General features: G+C 53.9%; 10 protein-coding genes. 1 reads left to right on the top strand and 9 read right to left on the bottom strand.

Going from position 1 to position 13,430, the window contains the following annotated elements; genetic code table 11:
• Positions 1-106: 106 nt before the first annotated feature.
• From ligA to ACTHYN_RS11435, 4 genes are all read right to left on the bottom strand, one after another.
• Positions 107-2,134 (bottom strand): NAD-dependent DNA ligase LigA, encoded by a 2,028-nt coding sequence (gene ligA / locus ACTHYN_RS11450; RefSeq protein ID WP_441812582.1) that lies wholly within the window; start codon positions 2,132-2,134, stop codon positions 107-109.
• A 79-nt stretch (positions 2,135-2,213) separates the two neighbouring features.
• A complete protein-coding gene (zipA, locus tag ACTHYN_RS11445; protein ID WP_441812581.1) occupies positions 2,214-3,203 on the bottom strand; it encodes a cell division protein ZipA in 990 nt (329 codons plus the stop codon).
• A gap of 147 nt (positions 3,204-3,350) precedes the next feature.
• The gene (smc, locus tag ACTHYN_RS11440; protein ID WP_441812580.1) at positions 3,351-6,845 is read right to left on the bottom strand and encodes a chromosome segregation protein SMC; all 3,495 of its coding nucleotides are present in this window, start codon (positions 6,843-6,845) and stop codon (positions 3,351-3,353) included.
• A gap of 1 nt (position 6,846) precedes the next feature.
• Positions 6,847-7,530: a GntR family transcriptional regulator gene (locus ACTHYN_RS11435; protein WP_441812579.1), complete on the bottom strand. Its 684-nt coding sequence runs from the start codon at positions 7,528-7,530 to the stop codon at positions 6,847-6,849.
• Between the two features lie 287 nt (positions 7,531-7,817).
• Here ACTHYN_RS11435 and ACTHYN_RS11430 point away from each other — a divergent pair, with 287 nt between their 5' ends.
• Entirely contained in the window at positions 7,818-8,744 is a 927-nt protein-coding gene (locus ACTHYN_RS11430) for a GGDEF domain-containing protein (RefSeq protein WP_441812578.1), read from the top strand.
• 41 nt (positions 8,745-8,785) lie between these two features.
• Here ACTHYN_RS11430 and rluB read toward each other — a convergent pair whose 3' ends face one another.
• The 5 genes from rluB to sucD form a co-directional block, all read right to left on the bottom strand.
• Positions 8,786-9,739: a 23S rRNA pseudouridine(2605) synthase RluB gene (rluB, locus tag ACTHYN_RS11425; protein ID WP_441812577.1), complete on the bottom strand. Its 954-nt coding sequence runs from the start codon at positions 9,737-9,739 to the stop codon at positions 8,786-8,788.
• 39 nt (positions 9,740-9,778) lie between these two features.
• Complete coding sequence (gene scpB, locus ACTHYN_RS11420) at positions 9,779-10,420, bottom strand: SMC-Scp complex subunit ScpB (protein ID WP_441812576.1); 642 nt, start codon at positions 10,418-10,420, stop codon at positions 9,779-9,781.
• Between the two features lie 31 nt (positions 10,421-10,451).
• Positions 10,452-11,243, bottom strand: a complete 792-nt coding sequence (locus tag ACTHYN_RS11415; RefSeq protein ID WP_441812614.1) for a segregation and condensation protein A — start codon at positions 11,241-11,243, stop codon at positions 10,452-10,454.
• Complete coding sequence (locus tag ACTHYN_RS11410; RefSeq protein ID WP_441812575.1) at positions 11,236-12,450, bottom strand: tryptophan--tRNA ligase; 1,215 nt, start codon at positions 12,448-12,450, stop codon at positions 11,236-11,238. Before ACTHYN_RS11410 ends, ACTHYN_RS11415 begins: the two co-directional genes overlap by 8 nt.
• Positions 12,451-12,567: 117 nt before the next feature.
• Positions 12,568-13,428, bottom strand: a complete 861-nt coding sequence (sucD, locus tag ACTHYN_RS11405; RefSeq protein WP_441812574.1) for a succinate--CoA ligase subunit alpha — start codon at positions 13,426-13,428, stop codon at positions 12,568-12,570.
• Between the last annotated feature and the right edge of the window lie 2 nt (positions 13,429-13,430).

The raw sequence follows: 13,430 nt of genomic DNA, 5'->3' as shown, positions 1-13,430 counted from the left end.
GCCATGGTAGCCAGTTTCGGAGACAGGGTATCTGCGCGAGTTCTCAGATTCACTGGCCGGCTAAACCTCCATGGATTTGAATCCCGGAAAACTGTGGCACGGCTGCTTACACCCCGTGCTCTTTCAGCATATCCAGCAAGCCTGTTTCATCCAACACCTGCACGCCTAGCTGTTCGGCTTTCACCAACTTTGAGCCAGCTGCCTCACCCGCGACAACACAGGCTGTTTTCTTTGAAACACTGCCAGCTACTTTTGCGCCAAGCGTTTCCAGCTTTTCCCGGGCCTCATCCCGAGTGAGCTCTGACAAAGTGCCTGTAAGCACCCAGGTTTGCCCCTGAAGTGGTTTGGCACTCGCGGTCACTACCTCATCCTGCCACTTCACACCGGCTTCGCGCAGGGCATCAAGGGTTTCCCGATTGTGGGCCTGTTCAAAAAAGCTTCGAATATGACCGGCAACAATGGGGCCCACATCCTGTACAGCTATGAGCGACTCCTCATTGGCACCAGCAACCGCATCCAGAGTGCCAAAATGCGACGCCAGGGATTTGGCCGTTGCCTCGCCCACTTCACGAATCCCCATCGCGTAAAGAAAGCGCCAGAGTACAGGTTGGCGCGCACTATCTATGGCCGCAACCAGATTGCCCGCAGACTTGTCCCCCATCCGGTCTAGCCGTGTTAAATCTCTGGTCGTCAGCCGATAAATATCTGCAACGGTTTTCACCATGCCCTGATCCACGAGGATATCAATCCATTTATCGCCCAGACCCTCTATATCCAGTGCCTTTCGAGAGGCATAGTGCCGAATGGCTTCTTTTCGCTGGGCAGGACAAAACAGACCACCGGTGCAACGGGCAACGGCTTCACCTTCTATCTGAATAACATCCGAGTCGCACACCGGGCACTGCCTGGGTAGCTCTACCGATGTGGCATTAGTCGGGCGTTTTTCCGCAACCACCTTCACCACTTTCGGAATGACATCCCCTGCCCGGCGAACAAACACGGTATCGCCAATACGAACGTCGAGACGGCGGATCTCATCCATATTATGGAGCGTGGCATTGCTTACGGTTACACCACCTACAAACACCGGTTTAAGCCGGGCAACCGGCGTAACAGCTCCCGTGCGCCCCACCTGAAACTCTACATCTTCAATAACTGTCAGCTCTTCCTGGGCGGGAAACTTCTGGGCAATGGCCCAGCGTGGTGCACGAGACACAAACCCCAGAGTTTGCTGAAGATCCAACCGGTTTACCTTGAATACAATGCCATCAATTTCATAAGGCAGTGCATCTCGCTTGCGCATCAGCTCTTCATAAGCCGACAGGCATTCACTCGCACCCTGGGCCTTGCGCATTTCAGGGTTAATCCGGAACCCCCACCTTTTAACCTGCTGCAGACACCCCCACTGCGTATCCGGCAGTTGGCTTTCGTCAGTCACCGCTACGCTATAAGCACACATTTCCAACGGTCGCTTTGCGGTGATCGTAGATTTTTTCTGCCGCAAGCTGCCGGCAGCGGCATTACGGGGGTTTACGAAGGTTTTGTCGCCCTGATCCGCCAGACGGCTGTTCAGTGTTTCAAAGCCGGCTTTCGGCATATACACCTCGCCCCGAACCTCCAGCATATCCGGAACCTGATTGCCCCTCAGGCGCAGAGGGACAGACGGAATAGTGCGAATGTTGGCGGTAATGTCTTCGCCGGCATAACCATCGCCACGGGTCGCAGCGCGAACAAGAGAACCTAGCTCATAATGCAGGCTAACAGCCAACCCATCCAGTTTTGGCTCACACACATATTCAACGGTTTCATCGCCGCCGAGTCGTTCCTGAACCCGGCGGTCAAAATCACGAAGTTCGTCTTCGTTAAATGCGTTATCAAGGGACAGCATGGGCAGGCGATGAACCACCTCCTCAAAGCTGGTCTCGGTTCTGCTACCTACCCGCCGGGTGGGCGAATCATTCGACACCAGTTCGGGGTAATCGGCCTCAAGCTTTTGCAACTCCCGGAACAGGCGGTCGTACTCCGCATCCGGAATTCCCGGATCGTCCAGCACGTAATACCGGTAATTGTGCTCATCAAGAGCAGATCGAAGTTCCTCGGTCCGCTTGATATCGTCCGGTGAAGGCTTGCTCATAAACGTGTGCCCTTGGCTGTCAAAAAAATGCCCGGATCACTCCGGGCATTGTTACGTTCACTGTGACCCTGAGTTCGGATCAGTGCAGCGGCGATCGCTGCTTGCGTTCGTACTCGCGGATACGCTGACGGCAATGCTCTATGGTCTGGGCTGTCATCACACTGCGGCGTTCATCTTTAAGCTCCCCGCCAAGATTGCGAACCACGCATTGTGCAGTTTCCAGCATAAAGTCAAAGGCTTGCAGCGCACTGGTTGGCCCAGGCATACTCATGAAAAAGCTAATGCCCGGGGTTGTCATGGCCTCTACGTTGTCAGGCGTAAAAGTGCCAGGCTCCACCGCATTTGCCACACTGAACTGTACAGGACTTATGGTATCTTCTGCCTCATGGCGGTGGTAAATATCCATATCGCCATGCACCAGGCCACAGGCTTCGAACAATTTCTGTAGGGCCGCCCCACTGAAGTCTTCACCCTGAGCCGCTAGCACGTTGATCACAATGACCTCCCGGGCTTCCGGGCGATTGGCACCGGCAAGAGGCAAATCCGGGTCTGGGCTTGAGGCGCTTGCAGATGAATCCGGCGCTGGCTCTGGCTCTGGCCCTGTCTGATCATCATCGGCAGCCCCCCAGCCCGTATCCGCGACCGACTCTTCTTGTTCTATGGATGAGAAGCCGGATGGCTCACCGGTATCCGGCGCCGGGTTCTGGCCTTCATTTTGAGGAGGTTCAGAGGGTGAAGGGCTCTGATTTTCTGCGGAGTTATCTTTTCTCAGAGTGTCACGAACAGGCCGCGTCGGCTTTTGTTTCGTTGTTTTTGGGCGCGAAGGCTTTTCACGTCGAACATAGCCCCGCTCCTCAAGCGTATCGTCTGAAATAGTTCTCGCGCCCCCGTTCGGGAGCTCGGGGTTATGGTCGTCATCCAGCGGAGATTCTTTCAGGTCATTGGCACCCATGCCTGAAGAAATCGCGGTAGATTCCTTGCGTGCACGGCGCATGCGCCTTAAACCGTCGATAACGATGCCGATAATAACCAGGGTGCCGATGGCAATTAACCATTCCCTAAGTGACATAGTGCTGCTGTCCTGTTTGCAGATAGAATCCGGGAGCCAGTAAAGCGATCCACCTGCTACTCTAAAAAAAGCGCGTAGTGAATACAACGCAAAGCCATGCCACATGGCCTTTTTGTCATTCTTGGCGGAATTTTGGCCACCCTGAATCTAGGCTTCTGCCAGTGCCGCCGCCTCATCCACATCCACGGTTACCAGGCGCGAACAACCTGGTTCGTGCATGGTTACACCCATTAGCTGATCGCCTATTTCCATAGCAATCTTATTATGGGTTATATAAATAAACTGAACCTGTTTCGACATTTCTTTAACCAGATTGGCATACCGACCCACGTTGGCATCGTCCAAGGGTGCATCCACTTCATCCAGCATGCAAAAAGGCGCAGGGTTGAGCTGAAAAATGGAAAAAACCAGAGCAATGGCTGTCAGCGCTTTTTCACCACCTGAAAGAAGGTGAATTGTGCTGTTTTTCTTGCCTGGAGGACGAGCCATGATCGCCACACCCGTCTCCAGAAGATCTTCACCGGTCAGCTCGAGACTGGCATTGCCGCCGCCAAATACTTTTGGGAACAGAGCCTGAAGACCACCATTTACCTGATCAAATGTTTCTTTAAAGCGTTGACGGGTCTCCCGATCGATTTTCCGAATGGCCGTGTCCAAAATTTCCAACGCTTCAATTAAGTCATCATGCTGATGATCGAGATAGATTTTGCGTTCGCTCTGAACCTGATATTCATCAATCGCCGCAAGATTTATAGCCCCAAGGCGTTGAATCCGGTTACCGATCTTTTCAAGTTCGGCAGCCCATTCGTCCTGATTCGCATGGTCAGGCAGCTGAGATAATATATCGTGCAGCTTCACATCCAGCTCCCCAAGCTGCTCGATGTGATTACCTGAACGGATCTCCAGTGCCTGGGATTCCATTTTCAGCTTTTCCAGCTTGGCTCGAATATCCTGGATCTGGTGCTCCGTGCCACTCCTGCCCTGCTCCTTTTCCCGAACTTCGCGATCTATTTCTTCCAGCGCATCGCGAGCCACAGCAAGTTTCTCCTCTTCTGCAAGGCGACGTTCCAGCAGACCTTCAAGCTGCATCTGCAAGTCTTCCATGGGCTCTTCCGCACTTTCCCGGGATTCCCTGAGCATCTCCAGTCGTTCTTCCAGACGCTCTTTTTGCACCTGCATTCGGTCTATAGTCTGACTCAAGCCATCCTGCTGACTGTTGAGCGACTGCACCTGCAATTGCAGCTGGTGGGCCTGGTCCCGATCGCGGCGAGCGTCCTGGCGCAAACTGTCCAGCTTTTCCCGGCGCACATCACGCTGTTCAAGCAAGCGCTCTTTTTCGTCGTCGCTGTCTTCCGTCAGCGCCAACGCTTTTTGCCACTCTTCACGCGCGCCGGCAAGGTCTTCCTGCTTGCCTTCAAGGCTAAGAGTTACGTCTGACACGTCCTCCTGAATCTGCATAAGGCGTGCGTCAATCTGTTCAGCACGAGCACGAAACCCGCTGACCCTGGAGACCACCAGGCCAAGCTCACGGTCTGTGTCACTTAGTCGGGCCTGTGCATCGTCTCTTGCCCCTTCTGCTCTCTCTGTGCGCTCCTGCAGAGCCTCATAGCGCGCGCCCACGCTATCCAGGGTTGCCTCTGCCTCCAGCAACTGCTCTGTCAGTTCGTCAACTTTTTTCTGCCGTTCGATAACACCAATCTGACCAACATCAGAATCTGGCATCAATACCCAATCGCGAGCAACCCAAACGCCCTCACGGGTAATAAGGCTGCAGCCCTGTGCAAGCTGAGTTCTCTGAGCTAAAGCATCTGTGAGCGTTTCGGCAATGCCGATACCTGTCAACATAGCGGTGACGGAAGCCACGCCACTTACTTTGGCCGCCAAACCCTGAGCCGGACCATTATTGCCAGAACCTGCCTGAATCACCGCAAGCCCCTTTGGTGCAGCCTGCAAAGCCTGGGACAGCGGGCTGATCTCAGGCAGAAACAATCCCTGGCTGAACCGCCCGATAACCTGCTCCAGAGCAAACTCCCAGCCATCGTTTATGTGCAGCTGGCCCGCAACCCGGGGCAAATTACCCAGTTCATGCTCAGCCAACCAGGCCTGCAGCGTGTCATCATGCCCACCCAGTTGCTCATCAAGCAGCGATTGCTGTGAGTCCAGCGCGGCTTGCAGGCTTTGTACCCGTTGCCGGGCATCGGCCAGACTCTGCTCGGCACCACGCTGGCTATGGCGGGCATCGTAAAGTTCGTCCTGCGCCGCTTCGATGCGCTCGGCTGCTTCCTCTCGCTGCAATTCCAGCGACTCCTGCTGCTCCATAAATGCCACCAGCTCAGCACGGTCAACCTGCCCGTCAAGCTGCGCTTGTTCATCCCGAAGCTTGCTCTGACGAATCAGTAGTTGCTCTATGGCTTCATCCAGGGAGCGAATTCGCGATTGCGCAACCTCGGCCTCGCGTCGAGAATCGGCAGAGCGAGCACTAAACTCTTCCCAGCGCTGCTGCCATTCGCTCATTGCGTCTTCCGCCTGCTGAAGTTGCTCGCCAGACTCTTCAGTACGGATAGCCAGCGCCTCCTGCTCGGGCTCAATCATGTAGAGTTCTTCGCGAACGCTGCCCAGTTTTTCTTCGTCCTGGCTCAACTCCCGGGTGAGCTCCCTCTGGTTGGCCATAGCCTGTTCAAGCTCCACCGCGGTTTGTCTGCTGCGTTCGCGCTGATGCTCAAGGCTCTGTTCAATGCGGGCGATATCCGCACCCGCTTCGTAATAACGGGCCTGGGCACGATTAAAATGTTCAGAGCGCTCCTGATGGCTGTCACGAAGGGATTCAAGGGATGTTTCGAGGCTGATGCGTCCGGTAAGTTGCTTTTCAAGCTCCAACTCGGTGTTACGGATTTTGTCGCGCCAGATTTGCAGATCGTTATCCAGTGATTGCCAACGCAAAACCGTTAACTCGGCCTTCTTCTGGCGCTCGTCGTGTTTGTAGGATTTATATTTTTCTGCCGCAGCCGCCTGGCGCTCAAGGTGTTGCAACTGCCGCCCCAGTTCTTCGCGCAGATCAGTAAGGCGCTCGAGGTTTTCCTGGGTGCGGCGCATACGATTTTCAGTTTCCCGGCGTCGCTCTTTGTATTTCGAGATGCCGGCGGCCTCTTCAATGTAAACCCGCAACTCTTCTGGCTTGGCCTCAATCAGCCGTGAAATCATGCCCTGCTCGATAATGGCGTAGCTTCGTGGGCCGAGGCCCGTACCAAGAAACAAATCAGTGATGTCCCGACGGCGGCATTTGGAGCCGTTAAGGAAGTACTCGGACTGCCCTTCTCGTGTAACACGGCGACGCACCGAAATTTCGCTGAAGCGAACAAACTCGCCTGGTGCAGAGCCATCGGTGTTATCAAAAACCAGCTCAATTGTTGCCTGACCGACCGGCTTACGGGCACTGGATCCATTAAAGATAACGTCCGTCATGGATTCGCCACGCAGGAACTTGGCAGAGCTTTCACCCATTACCCAACGAACGGCATCGATAATATTGGACTTGCCGCAGCCATTGGGCCCAACCACCGCAGTCATATTGGTAGGAAATGGCACCGTTGTCGGATCAACAAATGATTTGAATCCGGCAAGCTTGATGGATTTCAGGCGCATGTCAGGCGCTCTCCTCCTCCCTGAGAATACTCAGTATTTGCTGACGCTGATGCTCGCCAAAAGCACAGATTGCGGACTGCAGCCTATCGGCGTCGCCACTCAAGGCGGCTTCACCGAGCTGCTGAAAGAATAAAGCAGTCTGATCAATACCCTCGCGGAAACTCTCAAGGGCAGCAAAATAGGTTCGACTGATCGCGGGCCTGAAATTTTCCAGGGTTTCTTCAAGAAACGGGTTCCCGACCAGTTCGTAGGCATAACGCATTACGCCAAAGCCCGCATCAATCACTTTTTCGGCAGCATCCGGACCTGTTGAGTTCACCGCATGGATAACCGCGTCAACCTCACGCACCCGCCGCATAACACCACCTAACTCATCTCCACTCCAGCGTTCGATAACTTTGCGCCCGAGCATGCAGAGCAGATCGATGTATATGTCATAGAGGTTGTTAACACTGGCCACAGTCAAGCTGGAAACCACCGCACCTCGCCGCGGAAAAATGTCAACCAAATGCCTGCGCTGCAAGATTAGCAACGCCTCACGAACAGAGCCCCGGCTCACATTCAGGTCGCCGGAAACCTTAAGTTCCTGTATGCGGCTCCCAGGCTTGAGTTCTCGCGTAACAATTCGCTGCCCCAGATGCTGGGCTATTTGTTCTGAAAGACTATCCGGGGCCTGAAACGTCATACGAAATGCTGCTCACTTCTGGAAATGGTGCGAATTTAGGGCGGTGAGTTTACCACAGGGGCTGTTCATCCCCACCCCCTCGTGATTGTGCATTTCCCGGTAGTGAGCGTTCCCGGGCGAAACCTTGCCAGCATTTTGACACCACTGTGGCGGCTGATCCAAAAGCCATTGAAAAGGGTTGAGCTATATCTTTTACATATATGGTTTAAAACACAAAACACTATAACGGCACAATCTATGCTAAACAGACAATTACATTAATACAGTTGGCCAGTGAGTGAGTCTCAGTGAAAAACATACCGTCGATAAAGCGAAGCACCACTCAACAAAAAGATCTGGCCGCCTTGCGACAAGCCTATCAGGGGTGGTCAAACGCCCCCGACCCTTTTACACGGCTGACGCGCAAGCTCTCCACCAGCCTTTCCCTGGAAACCCAGCTCGGCATTTTGGCTGAGGAGATAGGCAACACTATCCCGTTTGACGCCCTAAGCTATCGCCATCACATTGCTCGTCGGGATTTCGTATACGTAACGGGACTTGGCGGGCCGCACCGCTGCGAATATCGACTTAACCTTGAAGGCGTCAATTACGGAACCCTGACCCTGAACCGTCGGCAGAGATTTTCAGACGATGAGTTACAGGGTATTGAAATGTTCATAAGCGCGGCGATTTGCCCGCTGCGCAATGCGTGCCAGTTTATAACGATTGAACAAGCGGCGCTGACGGATGCGCTAACATCCATCCCCAACAAACGTGCCCTCGATGAGCAGCTCGAACGCGCCAGCCTGCTGTCTGACCGACACGGAAAAGAGTATTCGCTCATTCTCTGTGATCTGGATCGTTTCAAAACCGTCAACGACCAACAAGGGCACGTAGTGGGAGACCATCTGCTGCGGTTAACCGCAGAGGCTATCGAAAACGCGACCAGAAATTCAGACAGTGTTTATCGTTTTGGGGGCGAAGAGTTTGCTGTTTTACTTCCCTATACGGGCGAACAGGAAGCAAAGGATGTGGCAGACCGCGTACGCGATGCCGTTGCCAGACTCAGGGTCGACTGCGGCGGTACCGAGCTATCCACAACCGTCAGCTGCGGAGTGGCCCGGCACTTGCCAGAAGAAAGCGCAAACAACTGGGTAGCACGTGCCGATGAAGCGCTTTACAGTGCAAAAGCCCAAGGCCGCAATTGCACCAGGGTGTTTGCAAGCATTGGTTAATTAACCCGGCTGAGCCTCCCTACCCGGGCTTCATAGGCGCCCTATTTACTGGAATGCCTCTTACGCGCCCGGGCTGGCTTGCTGTCGCTAACATCCCAGCGACGGGACCCGGGTTTTCTGGCACTACCACCCGGGCTTTTCTTTCTTTTCCGCTCCTGGGCCGCTTTTTCGTCCGGTGTTTTCTGCGGAATATCAATAGAAGCCAGCCCGACCGTGCGGCTAAGGGTATCCACCGCTTTTTGATCCAGCTCCTCCCATTTGCCAAGCGTTAGCCGGCTGGGCAGGAAAATGGGGCCATAGCGTACTCGTTTCAAGCGACTTACACGCACTCCCTGGGATTCCCATAAGCGTCTGACTTCCCGGTTGCGGCCTTCGAGAAGCGTTACATGGAACCAGCGGTTCATTCCGCTTCCGCCCGCCGGGCTTATATCGCTGAATTTCGCCATGCCGTCTTCAAGCAGTACACCCGCCATTAAACGCTCAATCATAGCGTCATCAACCTCTCCGAATACCCTGACTGCGTACTCCCGGTCAATCTGACTCGAAGGGTGCATCAGGCGGTTCGCCAGTTTTCCATCAGTCGTAAACAGAACGAGCCCCGTGGTATTGATATCCAGACGGCCGATCGATATCCAGCGAGTGTCTTTAAGCCGTGGTAGACGGTCGAAAACTGTTGGCCTGCCTTCCGGGTCTTTACGGGTGGTTAACTCACCTTCGGGCTTGTTATAGATCAAAACCCGGCGCACCGTAACCGCTGCGGCCTCAACGTCCAGCCGCTTTCCATCAAGCTCAAAACGGTCGCTAACCGTCGCCTTTTGGCCAGGTGTCGCAGGATCGCCATTCACGGTAAGGCGACCGGATTCCATCCAGCCCTCAATCTCACGGCGCGAGCCAATGCCAGCGCGGGCAAGAAGTTTCTGGACACGCTCCGGCCCTTCGTGGGCAGTCGCATTTGCGGCGGATTTCGTTTTCTTTCCGGGGCGTTCTGACGCCATGAAAATAATCCTTAGTCTCTAACTGATGCCCCAATGGTATCAGTGAATTGTCTGGTCTGGAGGGCTATTGTCTGCGTGTTCTTGCGTGGCTGAATCAAATGCGATTTCAGCCTGAATGTTCCGTTCAATCTCTCGTCCTATTTCCTCCAAATCCCGTATCTCGGATAACGGTGGCAATTGGCTCAAACCGGAAAGATTAAAATAATCAAGGAACTGCCGGGTGGTCGCATACATGGCTGGCCGGCCGGGAACATCCCGGTGCCCGACAACGCGCACCCACTCTCGTTCAAGTAACGTGCGAATGATATTGCTGCTTACCGTAACACCCCGAACGTCTTCTATTTCGCCACGGGTTATAGGCTGACGATAGGCAATAAGAGCGAGGGTTTCCAGCAGAGCCCGGGAATACCGCTGCGGTTTTTCTTCAAACAGACGGCTCACCCAAGGAGCAAATTCTTCTCGAACCTGGAGCCGATAACCGCTGGCCACTTTGCGCAGTTCAAAGCCACGCCCCTCGCAGGCCTTGTCCAAAAGCATCATGACATGCTCCATGATTTGCCTGGCCGGGCGATCATCTTCTGCAAACAGTCCTCGAATCTGATCAATGGTCAAGGGCTTGCCCGCTGCAAGCAGAGCAGCTTCAGCAATAGCCTGAAGCCTCGAAAGGTGTTCTTCATTCATGATAACTATCCGTTGTTCTGTGCGGAGTACCTTACCGCGCAGCCCGCGCACGCACGTGAATAGACCCGAGGACGTCTGACTGTACTAATTCAATTAACTGCTCTTTTACCAATTCCAGCGTTGCCAAAAATGTTACCACCACGCCAAGACGACCTTCTTCAGCGGTAAACAGGCTTTGAAAGGTAGCAAATTGATCATCTTGCAGCACTGCCAAAATGGCAGACATTCGCTCCCGGGTAGACAACCTTTCCTTTTCCACATGGTGGCTTACAAAAAGGTCGGCACGCTTTAACACACCTTGCAGCGCTAGCAACAAATCCCGCATATCAACATCTGGATGGGGTTGGTTTGACGCTAGTTGCGGCAGGGCAGCGGATACAGGCAGTGTGTCTCTCTCCATGCGCGGCAGCGCATCAATATCCTCAGCGGCCTGCTTGAAACGCTCGTATTGTTGAAGCCGCCGGATAAGCTCTGCCCTGGGATCTACCTCTTCCTCTTCATCATTTACCTGCCTTGGCAAAAGCATACGGGATTTAATTTCTGCCAGAGTAGCCGCCATCACCAGATATTCTGCGGCAAGGTCAAAGCGCAAGGCTTCCACCGCGCCAATGTAGTCCATGTATTGCCGGGTAATATCACTTACATCTACATCCAGAATGTCCATATTCTGGCGTCTAATAAGGTAAAGCAACAAATCAAGAGGCCCTTCAAAGGCCTCAAGAAATACTGCAAGGGCATCTGGCGGAATATACAGATCGCTGGGAAGATCAACCAGCGGCTTTCCGGATACCCGCGCCAGTGGCGCCGACTCAGGCTTAGCGATAGCTCAGCCCCATAGCAGCCCGCACTTCCTCAAGGGTATCGCGGGCCGCGTCTCTGGCACGTTCACGACCTTCTTGCAGAATCGACTGGACAAGATCCGGATTGCCTTCGTACTCTTTGGCTCGCTCATGCAATGGTTTCTGTTCTTCAATAATGGACTCAATCAGCGGCGCTTTACACTCCAGGCAACCAATGCTGGCGCTACGGCAACCCACCTGAACCCACTCTTTTGTGGCATCATCAGAGTACACTTTGTGCAGCCCCCACACCGGGCATTTCTCCGGCTCGCCCGGGTCTGTGCGGCGAACTCTCTGGGGATCTGTCTGCATGGTGCGAACTTTCCGGGCTACGCTATCCGGATCTTCTCTCAAACCAATGTAGTTGTTGTAGGACTTGGACATTTTCTGCCCATCCAGGCCCGGCATTTTGGAGTCCGGTGTCAACAATGGCTGGGGTTCCGGCAGAATAACCTTGCCGCCACCCTCGATATACCCATACAAACGCTCGCGATCGCCAAGGGAAATATTCTGTTGCTCCATAAGCAGCGCCCGAGCCGTATCCAGCGCTTCCATGTCACCTTCTTCCTGATAGCGCTTTTTAAGGGTGCGGTAAAGTTTGGCGTTTTTCTTACCCATCTTGACGATGGCCGATTCTGCCTGCTCTTCAAATCCTGCTTCGCGTCCGTAAATATGATTAAAACGACGGGCGATCTCACGGGTGATTTCAACATGGGATACCTGGTCTGCACCTACCGGCACCCTACCCGCACGATACATCAGAATATCGGCGGTTTGCAGCAGCGGATAACCAAGAAAACCATAGGTTGCCAAGTCCTTTTCCCGCAACTTTTCCTGCTGATCCTTGTAAGTTGGAATACGCTCCAACCAGCCCAACGGCGTGATCATGGACAGCAGCAGGTGCAGTTCCGCATGCTCGGGAACCTGGGATTGAATAAACATGGTAGACGAGCCCGGATTCACCCCTGCGGCCAACCAGTCAATCACCATGTCCCAAACGCTCTGTTCGATGCCGGAAGGATCATCGTACTGAGTGGTTAACGCATGCCAGTCTGCGATAAAGAAGAAGCACTCAAATTCGTGCTGGAGTTTCACCCAGTTTTTTAGCACACCATGGTAATGACCAAGGTGAAGCTTGCCGGTCGGACGCATACCGGACAATATCCGTTGCTGGGAATCTACTGAACTCAAAGCACAAACTCCTTCTTTTGAATGGGACTCGCCCATAATAGATCAGGCGACCTGATAGTATAAATAAAAAACCCCCGCTCTGCAGAACAGAACGGGGGTTTTCTGAAAGAAGCCCGCTTACCAGCCGGTCACTTCCTTCAGAGCCTTGCCAATTTCGGCCAGGCTACGCACGGTTTTGACGCCGGCATCGTTCAGCGCTGCAAACTTTTCGTCTGCCGTGCCCTTGCCACCGGAGATAATCGCACCGGCGTGGCCCATACGTTTACCCGGAGGTGCGGTAACACCGGCAATGTAGGAAACCACAGGCTTGGTAACGTTTTCTTTGATAAACGCTGCTGCCTCTTCTTCTGCGGTACCGCCAATTTCACCAATCATTACGATCGCTTCTGTCTGCGGGTCGTTCTGCAGCAGCTGGAGAATATCGATGAAGTTGGAACCCGGAATCGGGTCACCACCGATACCGACACACGTAGACTGGCCGTAACCGAAATCTGTTGTCTGCTTGACCGCTTCGTAAGTCAGGGTGCCGGAACGGGATACGATGCCCACCTTACCTGGCTTGTGAATGTGGCCTGGCATGATACCGATCTTGCACTCACCCGGGGTGATTACACCGGGGCAGTTAGGACCAATCATGCGAACGCCTTTACGATCAACGTATTCTTTGGCGTACAGCATATCGATGGTCGGAATACCTTCGGTGATGCATACAATCAGCTCAAGGCCGGCATCTGCTGCTTCAATGATGGCATCTTTACAGAACGGAGCCGGAACGTAGATAACGGTTGCCTGAGCACCGGTCTTTTCCACAGCGTCGCGTACAGTGTTGAACACGGGCAGGCCAAGGTGCTCGGTGCCGCCTTTACCCGGGCTTACGCCGCCAACCATTTTGGTACCGTATTCAATAGCTTGCTCAGAGTGGAACGTACCCTGTGCGCCGGTAAAGCCCTGGCAGATAACCTTGGTGTCTTTATTAATCA

Origin of the sequence: Marinobacter sp. (genome assembly GCF_052091845.1) — a bacterium.
Classification (GTDB): domain Bacteria; phylum Pseudomonadota; class Gammaproteobacteria; order Pseudomonadales; family Oleiphilaceae; genus Marinobacter.
The sequence above is the reverse complement of the archived record's forward strand: the minus strand, read 5'-3'. Positions and strand labels throughout refer to the sequence as shown.